General features: G+C 37.9%; 18 protein-coding genes. 10 read left to right on the top strand and 8 right to left on the bottom strand.

Annotated elements, in window-relative coordinates:
• Positions 1–52: 52 nt before the first annotated feature.
• From ACOKFD_RS02425 to ACOKFD_RS02410, 4 genes are read left to right on the top strand one after another with little or no spacing between them, the layout of a single operon-like run.
• Entirely contained in the window at positions 53–1,981 is a 1,929-nt protein-coding gene (locus tag ACOKFD_RS02425; protein ID WP_422859793.1) for a BatA domain-containing protein, read from the top strand.
• On the top strand, positions 1,978–3,234 hold the full coding sequence (locus ACOKFD_RS02420; protein WP_422859792.1) for a dihydroorotase: 1,257 nt from the start codon (positions 1,978–1,980) through the stop codon (positions 3,232–3,234). The genes ACOKFD_RS02425 and ACOKFD_RS02420 overlap by 4 nt, the downstream gene beginning before the upstream one ends.
• Before the next feature lie 4 nt (positions 3,235–3,238).
• Complete coding sequence (locus tag ACOKFD_RS02415) at positions 3,239–3,562, top strand: hypothetical protein (protein ID WP_422859791.1); 324 nt, start codon at positions 3,239–3,241, stop codon at positions 3,560–3,562.
• 10 nt (positions 3,563–3,572) lie between these two features.
• A complete protein-coding gene (locus ACOKFD_RS02410) occupies positions 3,573–4,232 on the top strand; it encodes an alpha/beta hydrolase (RefSeq protein WP_422859790.1) in 660 nt (219 codons plus the stop codon).
• On the opposite strand, the gene ACOKFD_RS02405 is transcribed toward ACOKFD_RS02410, so the two are convergent.
• Positions 4,229–4,723, bottom strand: coding sequence for a hydrolase (locus ACOKFD_RS02405; protein WP_422859789.1), 495 nt, complete (start codon positions 4,721–4,723; stop codon positions 4,229–4,231). The genes ACOKFD_RS02410 and ACOKFD_RS02405 overlap by 4 nt on opposite strands.
• Positions 4,720–5,493 carry an MBL fold metallo-hydrolase gene (locus tag ACOKFD_RS02400; protein ID WP_422860994.1) on the bottom strand — a complete coding sequence of 258 codons (774 nt, stop codon included), beginning with the start codon at positions 5,491–5,493 and terminating at the stop codon, positions 4,720–4,722. The genes ACOKFD_RS02405 and ACOKFD_RS02400 overlap by 4 nt, the downstream gene beginning before the upstream one ends.
• Before the next feature lie 90 nt (positions 5,494–5,583).
• Between ACOKFD_RS02400 and ACOKFD_RS02395 the strand changes: the two genes are divergently transcribed.
• On the top strand, positions 5,584–7,041 hold the full coding sequence (locus tag ACOKFD_RS02395; protein WP_422859788.1) for a TonB-dependent receptor: 1,458 nt from the start codon (positions 5,584–5,586) through the stop codon (positions 7,039–7,041).
• A gap of 49 nt (positions 7,042–7,090) precedes the next feature.
• Here ACOKFD_RS02395 and bcp read toward each other — a convergent pair whose 3' ends face one another.
• On the bottom strand, positions 7,091–7,543 hold the full coding sequence (gene bcp, locus ACOKFD_RS02390; protein ID WP_422859787.1) for a thioredoxin-dependent thiol peroxidase: 453 nt from the start codon (positions 7,541–7,543) through the stop codon (positions 7,091–7,093).
• A gap of 55 nt (positions 7,544–7,598) precedes the next feature.
• Between bcp and ACOKFD_RS02385 the strand changes: the two genes are divergently transcribed.
• Positions 7,599–8,261 carry an endonuclease III domain-containing protein gene (locus ACOKFD_RS02385; protein ID WP_422859786.1) on the top strand — a complete coding sequence of 221 codons (663 nt, stop codon included), beginning with the start codon at positions 7,599–7,601 and terminating at the stop codon, positions 8,259–8,261.
• A 249-nt stretch (positions 8,262–8,510) separates the two neighbouring features.
• Here ACOKFD_RS02385 and ACOKFD_RS02380 read toward each other — a convergent pair whose 3' ends face one another.
• Positions 8,511–9,092, bottom strand: a complete 582-nt coding sequence (locus ACOKFD_RS02380) for a sigma-70 family RNA polymerase sigma factor (RefSeq protein ID WP_298998582.1) — start codon at positions 9,090–9,092, stop codon at positions 8,511–8,513.
• Positions 9,093–9,340: 248 nt separating this feature from the next.
• On the opposite strand from ACOKFD_RS02380, the gene uvrA reads away from it, so the two are divergent.
• Complete coding sequence (uvrA, locus tag ACOKFD_RS02375; protein ID WP_422859785.1) at positions 9,341–12,118, top strand: excinuclease ABC subunit UvrA; 2,778 nt, start codon at positions 9,341–9,343, stop codon at positions 12,116–12,118.
• 277 nt (positions 12,119–12,395) lie between these two features.
• Positions 12,396–13,619: a hypothetical protein gene (locus ACOKFD_RS02370; protein WP_422859784.1), complete on the top strand. Its 1,224-nt coding sequence runs from the start codon at positions 12,396–12,398 to the stop codon at positions 13,617–13,619.
• 72 nt (positions 13,620–13,691) lie between these two features.
• Here the strand turns inward: ACOKFD_RS02370 and ACOKFD_RS02365 are convergent, their stop codons facing one another.
• The 4 genes from ACOKFD_RS02365 to ACOKFD_RS02350 are packed head-to-tail and all read right to left on the bottom strand — an operon-like array spanning position 13,692 to position 19,143.
• Positions 13,692–15,149, bottom strand: coding sequence for a polysaccharide biosynthesis C-terminal domain-containing protein (locus ACOKFD_RS02365; protein WP_422859783.1), 1,458 nt, complete (start codon positions 15,147–15,149; stop codon positions 13,692–13,694).
• Positions 15,134–16,417: a glycosyl transferase family 1 gene (locus ACOKFD_RS02360; protein ID WP_422859782.1), complete on the bottom strand. Its 1,284-nt coding sequence runs from the start codon at positions 16,415–16,417 to the stop codon at positions 15,134–15,136. The genes ACOKFD_RS02365 and ACOKFD_RS02360 overlap by 16 nt, the downstream gene beginning before the upstream one ends.
• Positions 16,417–18,858, bottom strand: coding sequence for a YfhO family protein (locus tag ACOKFD_RS02355; protein WP_422859781.1), 2,442 nt, complete (start codon positions 18,856–18,858; stop codon positions 16,417–16,419). The genes ACOKFD_RS02360 and ACOKFD_RS02355 overlap by 1 nt, the downstream gene beginning before the upstream one ends.
• Before the next feature lie 24 nt (positions 18,859–18,882).
• Positions 18,883–19,143, bottom strand: coding sequence for a DUF4834 family protein (locus ACOKFD_RS02350; RefSeq protein ID WP_422859780.1), 261 nt, complete (start codon positions 19,141–19,143; stop codon positions 18,883–18,885).
• 82 nt (positions 19,144–19,225) lie between these two features.
• Here ACOKFD_RS02350 and ACOKFD_RS02345 point away from each other — a divergent pair, with 82 nt between their 5' ends.
• Both ACOKFD_RS02345 and ACOKFD_RS02340 read left to right on the top strand, forming a co-directional pair.
• The gene (locus ACOKFD_RS02345) at positions 19,226–20,197 is read left to right on the top strand and encodes a transporter (protein ID WP_422859779.1); all 972 of its coding nucleotides are present in this window, start codon (positions 19,226–19,228) and stop codon (positions 20,195–20,197) included.
• 68 nt (positions 20,198–20,265) lie between these two features.
• Positions 20,266–21,387: a GTP cyclohydrolase gene (locus ACOKFD_RS02340; protein ID WP_422859778.1), complete on the top strand. Its 1,122-nt coding sequence runs from the start codon at positions 20,266–20,268 to the stop codon at positions 21,385–21,387.
• Positions 21,388–21,391: the final 4 nt, after the last annotated feature.

Raw genomic sequence — 21,391 nt, 5'->3', positions numbered from 1 at the left:
TGGATTCCAGCCTATCTATTTTAATCAATATATTTGTTCAACAATATTGGGAATGCAATTAAAACATCCGGAAATTCTTTGGGCCCTTCTTTTGCTCCTTATTCCAATAATCATTCATCTTTTTCAACTAAGGCGATTTAAGAAAACTCCTTTTACCAATGTTGCCATGTTGCAAACGGTGGTAATTGAATCCCGCAAGAGCAATACCTTAAAAAAGTGGCTGCTGCTACTTACTAGATTGCTGCTCTTAGCCAGTATCATTATCGCTTTCGCACAACCTTTCGTTGCCAATAATGATGCATTACGGGAAAAGGAAACTGTCATTTACTTGGACAATTCCTTCAGTATGCAGGCCATGAACAATGGTGTCAACTTACTTGAAAAGGCTACTCAGGACTTATTAAAGCATATAGATAACGAACAGACCATTAATCTATTTACCAACAGCAATACATATAAAGGCGTTTCGGTGAAAGACATTCAAAACACCCTGTTGTCACTGCCGTTTACCTTTAAGCAGCTAGGTATGGATGATATTGTTTTAAAGGCTAATACCTTATTTTCCCAAAATAAGAATTCCAAAAAAAATCTTATTCTTATATCCGATTTTCAAAACGTAATGGAATCCGAAAATCGAGATTCCATTCCGCGAAATAGCACATATTTAGTACCCATTAAATCAGATAAGTTGGTGAACGTATCCATAGATTCAGTAGCTATAGAAGACACCAATAACGAACAATTAAAGCTTACTGTTTTTCTTAGTGGCACCAATGTTTTTGAGCCTGTTCCTGTTTCCTTGTTCGACGGAGAAACATTGATTGCAAAATCCGCAGCGGATTTTAACGAAAATGAAAGAACAACCTTGGATTTTTCAATTCCGAACACGGGTACTATCGATGGACAACTTAAACTTTCAGATGGCGGACTGTCTTTTGATAATCAATTTTATTTAAATCTAGATACCAAAGAAAAGACCAAAATTTTAAGTATTTCGGATACAGTAGAACCCAATAATTATCTGGAACGACTATTTGGTGATGAAGAGTTTATTCTTTCCCAATATCCTCTAAATGCATTGGATTATAGTCTGATTGATACTCAAAATTTCATCATCTTAGACAATTTAACATCAATATCTACAGGACTAGCTCGAATTTTATCTGTATTCAAAAGCAATGGAGGCAGTCTTGTGGTAATCCCTTCAGAAACGATTGATGTTCAATCGTACAACCAATTCCTGTTACAACATTTTAATACAACTGTTTTACACGATTTAGCTGTTCAAAAAAGAATTACGACTATATCATATGACCACCCTTTGTATCAAAATGTGTTCGAAAAACGGATTGAGAATTTCCAATATCCTCAAACTAATCACTATTATAAAATTAGTTCCAGAGCACCGAGTATCCTTTCATTTGATGGAAACGACCCCTTTTTAATTGGAAGTAGCGGATTTTATTTTTTCACTTCTTCACTTAAAAAAGAAGTATGCAATTTTAAAGGGTCGTCACTTATAGTACCCACATTTTATAATATGGCACTATCAGGCCTTCAAGCACCAGATTTGTTTCACACGCTAGGTAAGACCAATATAGTGGACATTGGTATTGAATTGGGCAGCGAAAACATTGTGCAAGTAAAAAACTCTGAAAATCAGTTTATCCCCTTGCAGCAATCCTTTCCAAATAAAGTACGATTGACCTTTGAAGAAAACCCTGCAACAGATGGAGTTTATGAAGTTGTCAATGACGAAAAAGTTATTCGGAAAATCAGCTTCAATTATCCCCGAAATGAAAGTGAGCTGCAGTATCTAGATATGGAAAACTTCCAAAATGTAACCTTGAAAGAATCTCTTGGTTCTTTGTTTGAGCTATTGGAGAAAGAAAGCAGTATTACCTCATATTGGAAATGGTTTGTTATTTTTGCGCTGCTATTTGCGTTAGTGGAGGTAATCATCCAAAAATTTGTTTCATGAACATCCTATTAAAGTCAGCCAAAATAGTTTCACCAGAAAACTCGGCACTGCACTTAAAAAAAAGGGATATTTTCATTAAAAAGGGGATTATTGAAAAAATAGCGGCTTCTATTGATAACATTCCCTCAGGCACAAAAATAATTGACCATAAAAACCTTCACGTATCCATAGGGTGGTTCGATACTGGAGTTAGCTTTGGAGAACCCGGACACGAAGAACGCGAAACCATCGAAAACGGGCTTTTAGTTGCTGCAAAAAGTGGGTTTACGAACATTGTTTTAAACCCCACCACGACTCCTGTTCCAGACACCAGTTCTGATATTGTTTTTCTTATAGAAAGAGCTAAAAGCAGTGCTACGCAATTACATCCGCTAGGCAGTTTATCCAAAAATGCAAAAGGAGTAGATTTAGCCGAGCTTTTCGATATGCAGAATGCAGGTTCTGTAGGTTTCTACGATTTCAAAAGTCAAATTACCAATCCTAACCTTTTCAAAATAGCGTTACTATATGCGCAAAGTTTTAATGGGCTTATTTTTTCATTTCCTGAAGACATACAAATCAAAGGAAAAGGTGTTGTAAATGAGGGAGCAATGTCAACATCTTTGGGATTAAAGGGAATTCCAGGATTAGCGGAAGAACTTCAGATTTCCAGAGACCTTTTCATTTTAGAGTACACAGGCGGGAAATTACATATTCCAACCATTTCAACTGCCAATTCTGTTAAATTGATTTCCGCAGCAAAGAAAAGGGGATTGGATGTAAGCTGTAGCGTGGCCATCCATAACCTTCTGTTTATGGATGATAGTCTCTCCCACTTTGATACCGCTTTTAAGGTAAGTCCTCCTTTACGAACAAAATCGGACACCAAGGCATTGATCAAAGGATTAAGGGATGGAACTATTGATTTTGTAACCTCAGATCATGTTCCTTTGGATGTGGAAGAAAAACGTTTGGAGTTTGACAACGCCCTTGATGGTACGATAGGGCTAGAATCCGCTTTTGGTAGTCTAAATCTAATATTTGAAATGGAAGAGACCATACAGTTGCTGACCAAGGGCTGGGAACGTTTCAATATTGAAAAACCAAAAATAGAAACTGGTAGTCCTGCCTGTCTCACGCTATTTGAACCTAATGAAGAATGGGACTTTACGACTAATGATATCGGTTCTACTTCAAAGAACAGTATGTTTCTGAACGCAGCCCAAAAAGGAAAGGTTTTGGGAACAATTTCGAATAACATTTTAACCCTATAGGATTTTGACAACCGAAAAAGAGGGAAGAACTACAGCATCAATTGCTTATTTGACCATTGTGGGCAGTTTAATTGCTATAACCATGAATATGGAACCCAAGAATACCTTTGCCCGATTTCATATTCGGCAAGCATTTGGAATTCATTTGCTCTATCATGGCCTAGCAATTGTTCTTACTTTCTCTGGCATTGTTCAGGCATCTTTTTGGTTATTTATTACTTACATTATCGCAGCATTGTATGGATTGCTTAGTGCGCTAAACCAAAAAAAACAATCCATTCCCGTAATAGGCACCTATTTTCAAAAATGGTTTACCTTTATTTCATAAATTTTTATTCATGTCCCCCACCCCGCTATCACTGACCTACCTGGTACAACCTTCCAAGACCCAAAACTCTAAAACTCCTGCAATTTTTATGTTTCACGGGTACGGTAGCAACGAAGAAGATTTGTTTTCGTTCGCCCCAGAGCTTCCAGAAGAGTTTACCATTTTTTCGGTTAGGGCACCCTATTCTTTGGAGCCCTTTGGCTATGCGTGGTATGCTATTAATTTTGATGCGGAATATGGAAAATGGAGCGATGATGAACAAGCGATTGAATCTCGGGAAAAGATTTTGACCTTTATAGAAGAAGCTATAGAAACCTACCAGCTCGATGCGAACAATATTACCCTTTTAGGATTTAGCCAAGGAACCATACTAAGTTATTCCGTGGCTTTATCATATCCGGAAAAAGTCAAAAATGTAGTGGCCCTAAGCGGGTATATCAATGAAAAAATTATACTGGAAGGGTATGAAACCAAGAGTTTGAAACATTTGAGTTTTTACGCCTCCCATGGTCAGGTTGACCAAGTAATACCTTTGGAATGGGCACAAAAGACACCAGAATTCCTAAAAAACCTAGGTGTTTCATGTAAGTATGAAGAATTTCCCGTAGGACATGGAGTTTCTCCACAAAACTTCTATTCGTTTAAGACTTGGTTAGAGGAACATCTTTAATTACTTCGGGCATAGAGAAGATGGTCCACAAGAGTGAAGTCAATACTCAAATCATCTTTAAGTTCATATTTGATAATCAAGTCACCCCAGAATTTTCCATCAGAGAAGTCTGCCAATAGCCATTTATGGTTCAGTACTTTTATTTTGTTGATTTTAAAATCACTGTTCATTCCTTCATAAGGAATCAAAGGATTATCCCCTGAGCGCTCATTGGTCTCCAATAGCTTATCCGCAATATAGCGGGAGGGGTTTTGTAAATCCAGATGGTCATAATAGGCCAAAGCATCATCATTATTTTCCAAAGAGAAATACTGAATATCCAGAATCTTGAGTTGTGCATTCTGAATAGAATCTTTTAGTGATTGATTTTCCGTTTGCAACGTATTGATATCAGCATTCATTGCTTTTTGAAGGTTGTTTGTGCTGACAAATTGGTATAAAGCAATCAAGGCCGCAAAAACAAATAGGTACAGAAATATCTTGTTCTTCATGAAATTGGTATGTTCAAAGTAAGATTATCATAAGCTAGGAATATGTTTTCCGGTAGTTTTTTTTCCACCTCTTCATGGAAACCCAGCATATGGCTTATATGTGTAAAATAGGTTTTTTCCGCGTCAACCATCTGAGCAAATTCGAGTGCTTCTTCCAAATTAAAATGCGAATGGTGCGGTTCCTCTCGAAGTGCATTTACTACTAAAACTTTGGCACCCAGAATTTTCTGTATCTGATCTTCTTCAACACGCTTCACATCGGTCAAATACACAAAATCACCTAATCGGTAACCAAAAACCTGAAGCCTATTATGGTACACTTCTATGGGAACAACTTGCAAATCCCCCAACTCAAACGAGACGTCTTTTACAACCTCGTTCACTTGAACCGCCGGTGCTCCAGGATATCTGTTTTCGTCAGCAAATATATAATCGAACCGACGTTTTAAAGAATCGATTACCCTTTGGTGGGCATATACGGGAATATCACCTTGTCGGAAGAAAAATGGTCGAATATCATCGATGCCGGCCGTATGGTCTGCATGCTCATGGGTAAATAGAATACCATCCAGACTGTTCACAGAATTGGTCAACATTTGTTGCCTAAAGTCTGGACCACAGTCAATCACGTAGTTGTTATCGTTCCATGAAACCAAAACGGAGACCCGTAACCGTTTGTCCCTCGAATCTTTGCTCAAGCAGACTGGATGATTGCTGCCAATAACGGGAATTCCCTGGGAGGTACCTGTTCCTAAAAAAGTAATGGTCATCATATCGTCCATTAAAATCAAAATTATAACTTATTTATGTAAATTGAAGGAATGAAAATGTAACTTTGTTTTTAGCTAAACCATTCACTTATGTCTACTGTTGCCAGCGAAGAAAACGCTTTTGAGAATATTCTCTCCATAAAGGCAAAAACACTACGAATAAATCTTAATAAGAATATTTACGGAACCTTTGCGGAAATTGGGGCGGGACAGGAAACTGCTAGACAATTTTTTAGGGCTGGCGGTGCTTCAGGGACCATAGCGAAAGCGATGAGTGCCTACGACAAAGCGTTTAGTGATGCTATTTACGGTGTAGAACATGACGGACGCTATGTAACACAGGCCAGATTGAAACGTATGCTGGTTCATGAGATGGATTTGGTAGAAAAGCGCATTAGCCGAGAGACCAATCCTGACTATCTGTTCTTTACGTATGCCAATACTGTGGCCACCATTGATTTTTCCAAGCGCTATAAAGGCCATGGATGGATTGGGATACGATTTCAGCTAAATCCCAAACAGAAAGAATTCGACGAAATCGTACTTCACGTGCGGTTTAAACAAAATGAAGCCAGATTACAACAAGAAACACTGGGAACCTTAGGTGTCAATTTAATCTACGGTGCTTTTTTCAAGCATAGTGAACCACGGGTATTACTAAAAGAACTATACGACCATATTGACAAGGATACCTTGGAAATTGATATGGTAAACTTTATAGGTCCCAGTTTTAAGGATGTGGATAACCGTTTGATGAGCCTACAGCTTATCAGAAACGGAATGACGGATGCCGTGATGTTCGGACCTGATGGAAATAATTTGTTACCTGCAGCGGTACTTTATAAAAAGAATATTCTCGCCCTTAGAGGTAGCTTCCGGCCTGTTACCAAGGTAAATATGGATATGTTCCAGAAGTCCTATGATATTTTCATTCGTGAACAAACCGTGGAATATGAAAATACAATTGTGGTTTTTGAGATTACCTTGTCCAACCTAAAAGCCGCTGGGGAAATTGACGAACAAGACTTCATGGATAGAGCAGAATTGCTCAGTTCGTTGGGGCATACCGTGCTTATTTCAAATTTCCAGGAATATTACAAATTGGTGGAGTATTTCAACAACTATACCAAGGCCAAGCTTGGATTGACTATGGGCATCAACAACTTGATTGATGTTTTTGATGAAAAATACTATCGTCATTTAAGTGGCGGAATATTGGAGGCCTTCGGAAAGTTGTTCTTTAAGGATTTGAAGGTCTACCTCTATCCTATGAAAGACCCGCAAACAGGTCAAATAATGACCAGCAACAATGTAAAAGTGCATCCACGGATGAAAGAACTTTACAAGTTCTTTAAGTACAATGGAAAAGTCATGGATATTATTGATTATGACCCAGACATTATGAATATCTTCTCCAGAGATGTATTGAAAAAAATTGCCAACGGTGAAGATGGCTGGGAAGAAATGTTACCAGAAGGTATTGCCGAAATGATAAAGGAAAAAGGTCTTTTCCAAAGAAAAGAGCTAGCAGAAAAACCGAAAGCTTAGTCTTACTGGCTACGAAAAGAAAACGGCACCTTTTAGGTGCCGTTTTTGTTTAGTTGAGCAATTGCGCTGCGTGGTCTTTGGTTTTCACTTTTTCTATTACACGATTTATAATCCCTTCTTCATCTATAACAAAGGTGGTTCTGTGTAAACCATCATATTCCTTGCCCATAAATTTTTTAGGCCCCCAAACACCAAAAGTTTTAATAACCGTATGGTCTTCGTCAGCTAGCAGCGGGAAAGGAAAATCATATTTATTCCTGAAATTCGCCTGCTTTTTTTGAGAATCTTCACTTACTCCCAAAAGTTCATAGCCTTCTTCCTGCAACAAACTGTAGTTATCCCTAAGATTGCAAGCCTCCGCAGTACATCCAGGTGTATTGGCCCGTGGATAGAAAAAAACCACTAGTTTTTTACCTTGATAATCCTGTAAATTAATTGTATTGCCGTCTTGGTCTTTTGCGGAAAATTCAGGTACTTTATCTCCTGCCTTGAGCATATTCATAATAGTCTTCTTGATTTAATATTGTTTAACTTATTTCAAGTAAATTTAAACAAAAATGACAAAACAGGATAAAGTAAATTTTATAATTACCACATTGGACGAACTTTATCCCACTATTCCCATACCGCTTGACCATAGAGACCCTTATACTTTATTGATTGCCGTACTTTTATCTGCCCAAAGTACAGATGTTCGGGTAAATCAGATTACACCTTTGCTATTTGCTAGGGCAGATAATCCTTACGCTATGGTAAAATTAACGGTAGAGGAAATTCGTGAAATTATCAAACCTGTAGGTCTCTCCCCTATGAAATCCAAAGGGATTCACGGGTTATCCCAAATTTTGATTGATAAATATGACGGACAAGTACCTCAAGAAATAGAACTATTGGAAGAGCTGCCAGCTGTTGGGCATAAAACAGCAAGTGTTGTAGTTTCCCAAGCTTTCGGAATACCTGCATTTCCAGTTGATACCCACATCCATCGTCTTATTTATAGATGGGGATTAAGCAATGGTAAAAACGTAGTTCAAACAGAAAAGGATTGTAAGAGATTGTTTCCCAAGGATATATGGAATCGATTACACCTTCAAATAATATGGTACGGCAGGGAGTATTCCCCAGCAAGGGGTTGGAATTTGGAAAATGACATCATCACCAAGACAATAGGTAGAAAAACGGTGCTCAACGACTATTATAAAAATAAAAAGGACCGCTAAATAGCGGTCCTTTTTATGTACGGTCTACAAGTCTTAGTTCAAGTTAAGCTCGAACTTCTGATTTTGGCAATCTACTACTTGTAGTGACTTAGAATAGCTCAGTAAAAACTTGACGGTTCCCTGACTCGCTTTTACTGTTCTGGTAAGTCTTTGTTCTTCAGAGTAAATATTTTCCATATTTCAGCATTAATGTTACACTTAGATAACGGCGCTGAATTGGAATTATTGCAACGTTCGATGGAATGCAGATTAATTCGTTAAAACGATATTATGCCTATCTACGATTTTTCTTAGGTTGATTAAGGCATATCGCATTCTTCCTAATGCAGTATTAATGCTTACTCCAGTATTTTCAGATATTTCCTTGAAACTCATATCCTTATAGATTCGCATAACCAATACTTCCTTTTGGTCGTCTGGTAATTCATCTATCAAAAGAGTCAAGTCTCTATCAATCTGGTCTTTTATGATTCTTTTTTCTGCATTAAGCTTATCATCCTTTATAACAGAAAAGATGTTGAAGTCATCACTACCTTCAAACTTGGGCATTCTTTTATTCTTTCTGAAGTGGTCAATAATAAGGTTGTGTGCAATTCGCATCACCCACGGAAGAAATTTTCCTTCTTCACTATAAGACCCTCTCTTGAGCGTTTTAATCACTTTAATAAAAGTATCTTGAAAGATGTCCTCTGCAACATCCCTATCCAATACTTTGGAGTAAATAAAACTTGAAATTCTTTGGTTGTAACGATTAATGAGTACTTCGAGAGCTTTTTCGTCTCCTGCAATGTAGTTCTTTACTAATATCGAGTCGTCAATCTGTAGTTCCATACAAATTACTTTTTTGGTTAACACTAGGTGCCTCCTTACCAGTAAGGGCGGCATTGTTAATTAGTTATTTAAAAAAAAGTAATTATCGCTGTATAGGCCTATCAGGTTTTTAATTACAACTCAAAGATATATAAATCAGGTACCCAGATGAAAACTTATGTTGTGATTTGGGCATTTTTAGATGTTAACTCAAACAATATACGTATTAAGTGGGGGGTATTGTATCTTTACACCCCTAATTTTAACAAATGGCCTCCATTCAGAACATAGATTCCAAGAAGAATATTATCATCAAAGGTGCCAAACTTCATAACCTTAAAAACATTGATGTTGTTATTCCGAGAAATCAACTTGTTGTTATTACCGGTTTATCTGGTTCAGGTAAGTCCAGTTTAGCATTCGATACCCTGTATGCCGAAGGCCAACGGAGATATGTTGAGAGTCTTTCCTCCTATGCAAGGCAGTTTTTGGGTAAGTTGGATAAACCCAAAGTAGATTATATAAAAGGTATTGCTCCCGCAATTGCCATAGAACAAAAAGTGAATTCAACCAATCCGCGTTCCACGGTTGGGACAACCACAGAAATATACGATTACCTTAAATTGTTATATGCGCGCATCGGGAAAACCATATCTCCAATTTCTGGAAGTGAAGTAAAGAAAAACACAGTCAGTGATGTGGTAGACCATGTGCGATCTTTTCCTGAAGGGACCAAGCTTTTGCTACTTGCTCCAATTGTAATTAAAGAAGATAGAGATCCACAAAAATCACTTCAACTTTTTTCAAAACAAGGATATGCAAGAATCAAATACAATAATGAGGTAGTAAGAATAGATCAGGTACCTAAAGATATAGGACGGGAATTTGAATTGGTGGTAGACCGAATCATCGTAAAAGAAGATGAGGATTTCTACAATCGTCTGGGTAATGCCGTTGACAACGCTTTTTTTGAGGGGAAAGGACGGTGTGGTATTGAAAGTTTGATGGATAACACCACTAAAAGCTTCAGTAATCAATTTGAATTGGATGGGATAAAGTTTATGGAACCTAACGTCCACCTATTCAGCTTCAATAATCCTTATGGCGCTTGTCCTAAGTGCGAAGGATATGGAGACATTATTGGTATAGATGCGGATTTGGTAATTCCGGATACCTCCCTATCTATTTATGAAAGTGCCGTTTTTCCCTGGAGAGGTGAAAGTATGAGTTGGTACAAAGACCAATTGGTCAATTCAGCTTATAAGTTTGATTTCCCCATCCATAAACCTTGGTACGAACTTAGCGAGGAACAAAAAGAATTGGTCTGGAACGGCAACGATCATTTTATAGGAATCCATAAGTTCTTTGAACAATTGGAAGAAAAGAGCTATAAAATTCAAAATCGAGTGATGCTTTCCCGTTATAGAGGAAAAACCAAATGTCCGGCATGCAAAGGGAGGCGATTGAGAAAAGAGGCAGATTATGTGAAGGTAGATGGAAAATCCATTTCTGAACTTATAGAACAACCTATTAAAAAACTAATTCCCTTTTTTGAAAATCTACGATTATCTGAGCATGACTCACAAATAGCTCAACGTTTACTCAAAGAAATTAATACGCGGCTGGACTTTCTCTATAAGGTAGGTCTCAGTTACCTTACCCTTAATAGGAAATCGAACTCATTGTCCGGAGGAGAAAGTCAACGAATCAACCTGGCCACCTCCTTAGGAAGTAGTTTGGTGGGTTCCATGTACATTTTGGATGAACCTAGTATTGGCTTGCACCCTAAGGATACAGAAAATCTTATCGAGGTATTAAAATCGCTTCGCGATTTGGGCAATACGGTAATTGTAGTGGAACATGATGAAGATATCATGAAAGCTGCAGACAAAATAATTGATATTGGACCTGAGGCAGGAACACTAGGCGGACAATTGGTAGCTGAAGGAACCTTTACTGAAATGCTTATGGCCAATACTTTAACAGCCGAATACCTAAATGGAACCTTGGCCATAGAAGTACCCAACGAGCGCAGAACTTCTAAAAGTCATATTCAAATCATCGGTGCCCGCGAGAACAATCTCAAGAATATCAATGTAACTTTTCCACTGAACATGCTTACGGTGGTTACCGGTGTATCCGGAAGCGGAAAAAGTACTTTAGTTAAGCGTATTTTATATCCTTCTATACTAAAGGAAATTGGTGGGTATGGAGAAAAAGCCGGACAATTCACCAAAATGGAAGGGAAATATGCCCATATCAAACATGTTGAATTTGTCGACCAAAATCCGATTGGTCGTTCTTCTAGGTCAAACCCCGTAACCTATATTAAGGCTTATGATGATATCCGCTCTCTTTTTGCATCCCAAAAACTCAGCAAACTTAGAGGGTATCAAGCCAAACATTTCTCCTTTAATGTGGATGGGGGTCGTTGTGAAAAATGTAAGGGAGAAGGCGAAATTACAGTAGAGATGCAGTTTATGGCCGATGTGCATTTAGTATGTGATGTATGTGATGGTAAGCGCTTCAAAAAAGAAATTTTGGAAGTTCAATTTGAAGGTAAAAACATCGATGACATTCTCAATATGACCATTGATGATGCTATAGAACATTTTAAGCATCATAAACAACAAAAAATAGTTTCTAAACTTCAACCTCTCCAGGATGTAGGATTAGGCTACGTTACCTTAGGTCAGTCCTCATCTACACTATCCGGAGGAGAGGCACAACGTATAAAGCTAGCTTCATTTCTTATAAAAGGAAACACTAAGGAAAAAGCCTTGTTCATCTTTGATGAACCCACCACTGGACTACATTTTCACGATATCAATAAACTACTCAAATCCTTCAACGAATTAATAGGTAAAGGGCATTCCGTTATTGTTATAGAACACAACATTGACCTTATCAAATGCGCAGACTACATTATAGATCTAGGGCCCGAAGGTGGTGAAAATGGAGGTAATCTGGTAGCGGAAGGTACACCAGAAGAGATTGCTAAAAATAAACAATCTTCTACCGCAAAATATTTGGCAGAAAAGCTGTAAAAAATTTGTTTGCAAACCATTTGATCTTTTCTTAAAGGTTAATTCAACAATGGACATAAACAATAGCCATTGTATCAAGTTCACGTAATATTTTCAGGCACTTTTAAGTTGGTTTCAACACAACAGAAAACTTATATCCTCACTATTTAAATAGTTTTTTACTCAAAAAAAGTATTTACATAACTGATTATCAATATTTTAATTTTTTTGGCACGCTGTTTGGTTAGTAGTTATCAGAATGTAAATAGTTGCATTCGGTAACTTAAATCAGTAGGATATGAAAAAGTTGGTACTCATTTTAACAGCAGTTCTGTTTGGAAGTTTTGTTTCCAATGCAGCCACTAAAGTAGATGATTCATTCACATCAGCTACTTTTCGATATGGTAACTCCTTCATCTTTGCGGAAGATGGGATAACTTTTTCAGTATACCCAGATGGAGAGTTTGATTTCTTCATCAATAATCAAGTTAATGTAGGTGTTGGTGCACAAATTGGTAACGTAGGAATCACTTTTAACTCTGGTTTCAATTATAGCCCATTTGTTCAGTACGATGATTATGGTGCCGTGATTCAGGTTGAGAATATTCCTATTTTCTATGATAACTGGGGACGTGTTAGCCAAATTGGAAGCGTGGACGTTTGGTATAGAAATGGTCGTGTACGAAGAGTTGGTGGATTGAATGTATTCTACAATGGAGGAGTGTTCAGTCACTATACCGGGTTCATCAATGTATATAACAGACGATACGTATATAGACCTTTCCATAGATTCTTTGTGAGACCGGCCGTAGGTTTCTGTAACGTATGGCGCACACCATATAGAAGATATTATAGGCCTTTGAGATATACATATTATAGACCTTATAGAAACAATTATAGAAGAGCTTACGCAAGAATTGGAAGAACACATAGAAATGACCGAGGGGTTCGTAGAGCAAATATTTATAGAAATGATAGAAGAGTTGCAGTAAGAAGTAACAACCTTAGAAGAAACGATGTGGTAAGGTCCAATCGTTCAGCGGAAAGGTCAATTTATAGATCCAATGGAAACAGGGTTTCCAACGTAGGCCGAGATAGAGCAGTAAGAAGATCTACTGATGGTAGAAGAAACACAGTAAGTCGCACAGAGACTACGGTTCGAAGGAATAACAATTCTGGACGTACCATAAATAGAAGTGCAAATAGAAATGGAAATAGAAGTGGTAATACCGTAAGTAGAACGGTTACCAAACGTGAAGTATCTCGTACGCCCAGCACAAGGACCGTGAACAGGCGACAAGTGACCACTACTCCAAAAAGTAGAAGTGTTACACGAAGTACGACACAAACATATAAAGAGCCCAACAGTACAAGAAGAAGTACTGCGAGCAGAAATAACTCAGGTAGCAGAACGGTAAAAAGAAGTTCTTCAACAACGGTTAAAAGAAGCCCTGGGAATACTTCTTCAAGAAGAAGTAACAGTAATTTGAAATCAAGAACTAGAAGTTCTAGAACGAGATAAAAAGTAGTTTTTAGGTTGGTTAGTTGTTTACCCCGTGGTTGGATTTATCCGCCACGGGGTTTTTCTTTGAAATCATTCGCTTTTTCGCAACCATTTGGAAAGCACTCCTGATATATCCTCGGATATTTCAAACCGATACAAAATACCTAAATACATGATGACAATAAAGCCCGATTTCAAAAGGATGTTCAAGATGGGATGGAAATCAAAATTAAATACACTAAACAACGCTCCCAATAAAACCAATGCAGCAAACACTTTGAATGTGGATTTGGTGAACGGTAATATTCCGAATTTTAGTTTTACAAATACTATTTTGGTCAAATTGAATAAAAAAATGGAAATAAAGCTGGCTAAAGCGGCACCTTCTATTCCATATTTAGGGATAAGAAGCAGATTTAGAGCTATTGTCAAAGCGGACAGTCCAACCCCAAAAATCAAGATAGTTTTGTAATACTTGGAATTGTATAGAATAGAATTGTTGTTTCCCAGTAGAGAATCAAGCACCTTGGCCATTCCAATCAGAAAAACGATAAAAAATCCGTCTCGGTAATTTTCTGGCAATAGCAGGTATAAATCTTCCAAGTTGAGAACAATCAATAAAAAGAGAATACCGGAAGCAATAAACAAGGTCAGGGAAGTTTTCTTATATAATGCTTCCAAACCAAATGAATCCCCATTATTGAGTAATTCGGCAGTTAACGGATAAGTAATCTGATGCATTGCCCTAGATGGCACAATAATGACTGTAGCAATGTATACTGCAACCCCGTAATAAGCTACATTTTCAATTTGAACAAATTGATTTATCATTACCTTGTCTATCTCCAAAAGTATCAGTGCTGCAGACCCTCCCAAAATAAGAAGCAAAGAATACAACAACACTTCTTTGGTATTATTTGGAAATGAAAAGTCCAACTTCGGAAAGTGAATACGGAATGCATATATCTTTAATACAATGGCCCTAAGAATATATAATCCTACCAAAAGCTTAAAGAACGTATCCAACGAAAACACTTCAAAATACAATAGTACCAGTAAAACAGTAACCCCTACCCTGCCAAATACCTCCTTCATGAAATTACCAAAAACCGATTTTAAGTGTACTTTACACCAGGCGTAGAAAACCTCAAAGTATGCCATGGACAATCCCACAAAAAATACATACCACAAATAGTCTTTTACCATTGGGTTTTCCTGAGATACCAGATTCCCCAGAGGTTCATAAAAGCAAAAAACCAAACAGCATACCGGCATAGTTCCCAGCAAAGGGGTAAGAAGCATAAGGGTAAGAAAACCGTCTTTTTCTGTTTCTTGGTAATGACTATGGAACTTTACAATGGTATTATGGACTCCAAAAGCCATTAATGGCATTAGAATTGCCCCGGAAGCAAGAATAAAAGTAACCAATCCGTAATATGAATCAGGAAGAATCTTGGTATATAAAAAAACAGTGTTCACCGCACCGAACAGAAAGCCTAGATAGGTTGTAAACACATTTTTTAAGGATTGCTTCAGGACGATTCCCATCGAATGTAATTTGCCAAAGATTCTGTCAATACCTTTCTGTGATACTTTTCAATATCTTTTGCCTTTGAATATAGTGCCTCGTTCTGGTATTGCTGAAACCAATCCAAAAGTACAGCTTTAATTAATTCTGTTTCTGAATGGCGAAAAACTTCTCCAGATTGTGTGGTATTAATCATTTGACCCGCCTCCCAATCTTTGGGACCAATACCTAAAATTGGTCTTCCAGCTTTGAAATATTCAAAAAGTTTTCCTGGGATAATGCCTTTGGTTTCCTCTGAATCTATCTCCAACAAAAGTAAAACCTGGGTTCGTTGCTGCAATTGCAATACATTTTCATGGGATATATAGCCCATAAAATCTACATAATCAGCTAATCCAAAATTGGTGATTGAATCTTTAACTTCCTCTCCCACTACTCCAACCAACTGAATCTTCAAAGCATCAGCAAAATCCATCTGGGCATCAACCAGTTCTCTTAGTGCTTGCCATAAACCAATAGGATTTCTCCCAGTAAGTAGCGAACCAATATGGGAAACAGTAAATTTTGAATCTAATCTCTTTGTTTCGGAAACATCATCAAAACCATTGGTGATTGTTTTAATAGGAGTATTTGTTATCTCTTCAAACTCAGCTTTGGTGGTATTGCTGGTCGCAATCAACTTATCCGCTGTATCCAGTACCGTCTTCTCTAGATACTTATGCTTTTTTTGAGAAGATTTGGTCAATCTTAGCTTTTTGTGATACCCTATGGAAGTCCATGGATCCCTAAAATCCGCAAGCCATTGAACGTTGTGCTTCTTTTTAAGACCCAAGCCAATAAGATGTACGCTATGGGGTGGTCCTGTCGTGATTATGGTTTCTATCCCTTCCTTTGCAATAAAATTTGAAAGATATGTGATGGAGGGTTTAATCCAGAATTTACGAGCATCCGGAATAAAGAAATTACCGCGTACCCATAACATGAGCTTTGAAAGAGGTGATGCTTTTTTGTCGGGAATCACTCCTGAACTAATACTCTTTGTTTTCTTCTTGGAGAGAAGTGAGGCAAAAGCATAAGGTTCTTTTATAGGGTGTTTTAAAATCTGAATGCCTTTAGGTACTTCGGCTTCTAAATGGGCATCCTGTATGGGGTAATTTGGATTTTTTGGAACATAGACAATGGGTTCAATTCCAAAATCCGGTAGATACTTCACAAATTTTAGCCATCGCTGAACTCCTGGCCCACCGGCTGGCGGCCAGTAATACGCTATGATCAAAACCTTTTGCATCAGGCTTTGCTTTTTTTCTTTTTACCTGATGAAAACATGGAGAATCCGAAGCCTCCTAAAATAATAACGGCCAAACCAATACAACTGGCCAGACTTATTTGACTGCCCATCTGAACCACTTTAGGTTCAAACTTAAACACAATATCATGCTGCCCTGGTGGAATTCTCAAACCTCGCAAGGCATAATTCACCCTAAAATGATTTTGTGCTTTTCCATCAATCGTAACCTCCCAACCCTCTGGATAGTGCATTTCTGAAAAAACAGCAAATCCTTCGTTACTATTGTTAGAACGATACTTTATGAAGTTAGGTCGGTACTCTGTTAAATCAATTGTGGCCAAAGAATCAACCGTGTAATAATGCTTTGTTAGTGTTGGATACATTTTGGTATTGACAACTGCCTCCGTTTTTGATTCAAAAGAGGCTAATCCCTGAATTTCGGCATTGGAAGAATTTACAGGAACTATGCGTTCCACAAACCATGCATTTCCATTTCTCTGGTCGTTGATGGCGGGAACACTATTTCCTTCTTCATCTTGTTGTATCACATATTTTACATTCAGCATATCCAATACTTCTGTATTGTTATTATACAGATGGTATTCAAATAAATCCTGAAGGCGCTTCGGTTTGGCTGCATGATAACCTCCAATGGATTTATGGAAATATGAAGTCCTAGCCCCATTTATTCCCTCCTGTGGGTCAAAAACCCGGTAAATATCGGTATCCTGCTGAATGGCATTATCAATCTGACTGGCCTGAAAAGGTGTATTTACTTGGCGTTGTCTTACAAAATCGTCTTCATTTACATAACGTAATGCCACACCTACCAAATCAAACAAAACAAGTACTCCCAAGGCAATGGTAGCAATGTTCTTACTTATTTTTTCCTTTATCAATAACCATATGACCAATGTGGCCAACACAACATAAATGAGGGAACGTATGGTATCGTTTATATAAACAGCTTCCCTATCCCTTTGTATCATGGAAACCAATTCATCTCCAAAATAAGACCTGAAAGTTTCATCCCGCATTCCCACAAAATCAAAAAAGCCCATCAACAGAAAGATGGTAACCACCAATCCCAACATGATGAAAAAACTCCATTTTAGAGCCTTCAACATATTCTTCTTTTGGATTTTGGCCCTAAAAATCTCCCGTAGCCCTAAAACACCTAGTACGGGTAAGCATAGTTCCAGAACAACCTGAATGGATGAAACAGCACGAAACTTATTGTACAACGGGAAATAGTCAATCATAAAATTGGTAAGCTCGGGAAAGTTTTTACCCCAAGAAAGAACCAAAGAAAGTAATGCCCCTAGCGCCAACCACCACTTGCGTTTACCCTTAACCAAAAATAGACCTAGAACAAAGAGGAATAACACTATGGCTCCAACATAAGGAGGCCCCGCCACTATGGGCTGACTTCCCCAATATAAGGGCAATCCACTTGAAAACTCTAAAGCCTTAGTAGGCTGTAATCCCTGTCCCACCAGATACTCGTAGGCTTTAGAACTAGTTCCCAAGTCTTCATTCCCAGAACCGCCAAAAAGTCTTGGAGAAAACAAATTCAGAGACTCTGCTATACCATAGCTGTATCGAGTAATGTATTCCTTATCCAATCCATTGGATACTGCTTTTGCACTTCCATCTGGATTAATGGTCAATTCTGATTTGCCCCGTGTACTCCAATCTGCATATTCCTTGGTCGCTAAAAGTCCAGTAGCATTCGTGGTAATGGAAAGAGCCACGGCTAAAACTAAAAGACCTACCGAAAGAAAGTAATGTTTGAGTTCTTTTTTCTTTATGGCATACACCAAATAGACCAGTCCGAGAATTAAAACCAGAAGCATGAAGTAATAGGTCATTTGATAGTGATTGGCACTTATTTCCAAGGCCATAGCCAAAGCTGTAAGAATAAAACCGAGCAGGTATTTTTTTCGGAAGACCAATATGATTCCTCCCAAAACCATAGGAATATATCCCAAAGCATGGGCCTTAGCGTTATGTCCAACGCCGAGTATGATTATGAGATAGGTAGAAAATCCAAAGGCCAACGCTCCCAAAACAGCTAACCTAAATTCTACCTTTAGGCACAACATCAGAATATAAAAACCAATGAAGTACAAAAAGAGATAATCAGCAGGGCGTGGTAAAAAACGTATCAGGCGGTCCAATTTCTTTACGTAATCATGCGGATAATTGGCCCCTAGTTGATACGTTGGCATACCCCCAAAAGCACTATTGGTCCAGTAAGACTCCTCGCCCGTTAGTTCTTTATATTCGTTACGTTCTTTGGCCATACCCTTGTATTGGGCAATGTCTGATTGAAAAATGGCCTTTCCCTGTAAAACCGGGTAGAAGTAGATTAAAGCTACTAGAATGAAGAAAAGTAAAGCGCCAAGATGAGGGATAGCATATTTTGGAGATGGCTTCATGAGCTGATTTTGAGAAAGCAAATATTAGTCAATTTCTTCAAAATCTATATATTCTCCAACTTTTTTTGAGGGGTTCGATTTTCGGGTAGGTCTCGTAAATACCGAGGTTTCTCCTTCTTTGGATGTATTCGCTTCTTGATGATCCTGTTGCGCAAACTGACCTCCAAACCGTTCTTGGGTCTTCTTCATGGCATATCCGAACAGCTTTGGCGCCAACCATCTTGCAAGCAATTTCACCGCGTAGTATACTAATATGAGAAGTAAAATCGTTTGTATTAAAACCATATGACTGAACTATTGCATCAAAATTACCTTGTAAGTCTATCCAAAAGCAATAAAGTATCTTAAAATAGTATTAAAAAGTTATATGGACATCAATCATTTACGCAGCAAACTCTTTATTTTTCTTTTTCTTCCCTGTTTGGCCATAGGCCAATATACTGATGTAATCAATTCAAATAGGCCTGGTAGGGCAGTGAGCGCATATTCCGTAGGCACAGGTGTTGTGCAAGCAGAAGTGGGGATTTTATATGAACAACAGGACGATGCATCTCTGAATTCTGACTCCAATATTTTTGGTGCCGATTTTGCCATTCGTTATGGGGTTTTGTTCGAGCAACTCGAGATTATCTACGAAGGTTCATTCATCAATCAGAATCTTACGTTTATTGATACAGGTCTTGAAGATACACGAACTGATTTTTCCAGAAACCGGGCAGGAATTAAATATTTAATATTTGACCCTTTCAAAGACCCTCAAAGCAACAAACCCAACCTATACAGTTGGAGAGCCAATAACGTTTTCCAACTAAAAAACTTGATACCTGCAATATCTCTCTATGCCGGAGCTACCTTTAATTTAGGGGAAAACCCATTTTTTGTAAGTGCACCTACGGTCTCTCCCCGAGTCGCGATTGCTACACAAAGCCGACTTACGCCAAGATTTGTGCTGATTTCTAATGTAGCCTATGATCGAATTGGGACTGATTTTTCCCAATGGAGCTACGCAGTTTCGTTAACACACGCATTTCGTAATCCCAAATGGAGTGTATTTTTTGAAAACCAGGGTTTTTTGGGCGGAATACAAAATGATATACTCTTACGTACAGGAGTCGCTCATTTGTTCAACGAGAATTTTCAGGCCGATTTCCATCTAGGCTCCAATTTTAAAAATGACCCCTCACGCGTCTTCGCTGTGCTTGGGTTTTCCTACCGTCTGGATTTTCATAAGGATAAATTGGTTCCTATTGCGGACCAAAAACCATCCAAAGAAAAGAAAATCCAAAAACAGAACTTTAAGAAAAGTCGTAAAAGGAAAAAGAAAAAAGACGACTTCTAAGGTTTTGTTCGTTCCATTGCTATCCTGACTGGAATTATTCCTATTATTGGGTTTAGAAAACTCATTATATGATCACTATTCAAAAGGTAGAAAACAAAGTCGATTTAAAACGCTTTGTAAAGTTTCCTTTTTCGCTTTATAAAAACTCCCCATACTGGGTCCCTCCTATCATAAATGACGAGATGGAATCCTTTAATCCAGACAAAAATCCCGTCTTCAAAAATGCGGAAGCCATTTTTTTTCTGGCCTTTAAAGGAAAAAAGCTGGTTGGAAGAGTCGCGGCCATTATCAACTGGTTGGAGGTAAAGGAGCAGAAACTTTTTAAAATGCGTTTTGGATGGTTTGATTTTGTTGATGACCTAGAAGTGTCCAAAGCCCTGTTGGATAAAGTTGCCAGCATTGGAAAAGAACACAATTTGGACTATATGGAAGGACCGGTAGGTTTTTCCAATTTGGATAAGGTAGGTGTGCTCATAGATGGTTTTGACCATATTGGAACTATGATTACATGGTACAACCACTCCTATTATCAGTCGCATTACGAACATCACGGTTTGGTCAAAGAAAAAGAATATTTGGAAAACAAATTCTTGTTTGCCAGTGCTGACCCTAAGATTTTCACCAAGGCCAATTTACTAATCAAGAAAAGGTATGGCCTAAAAGAAATGAATTTTACCACTAGCAAAGAAATTATGCCTTGGGTGGACAAGATGTTCGATTTGTTCAATGAGACTTATTCCAAGCTATCTTCCTTTGTTAAAATAACCGATATACAAAAGGAATATTTTAAAAAGAAATATATAAGTTTTATCAATCCCGAGTACATCAAATTCGTTGTGGACTCTGATGAAAATCTGGTTGCCTTTGCTATTGTAATGCCTTCGTTTTCCAAAGCTTTGCAAAAAGCAAATGGAAAATTGTTTCCCACGGGTATTTTTCATCTTCTAAAAGCAAAAAAACATAGTAAAGATGTTATTTTCTACTTGATTGGTATTCATCCCGATTATCAAAACAAAGGAGTAACTGCAGTTATCTTCAATGAATACTACAAAGTCTTCCAAGAAAGAGGGATTGTGAATTGTATCAGAACTCCTGAGTTAGAAGATAACGTAGCAATACGGCAAATGTGGAAGAGCTTTAACCCTGTGACCCACAAGCGCAGAAGAACTTATCGAAAGAATTTGATGTGATGTA

It is taken from the genome of Flagellimonas ulvae, assembly GCF_049333175.1.
In the GTDB taxonomy this organism is placed as follows: Bacteria; Bacteroidota; Bacteroidia; order Flavobacteriales; family Flavobacteriaceae; genus Flagellimonas.
This window is presented reverse-complemented; position numbering and strand designations above follow the sequence as displayed.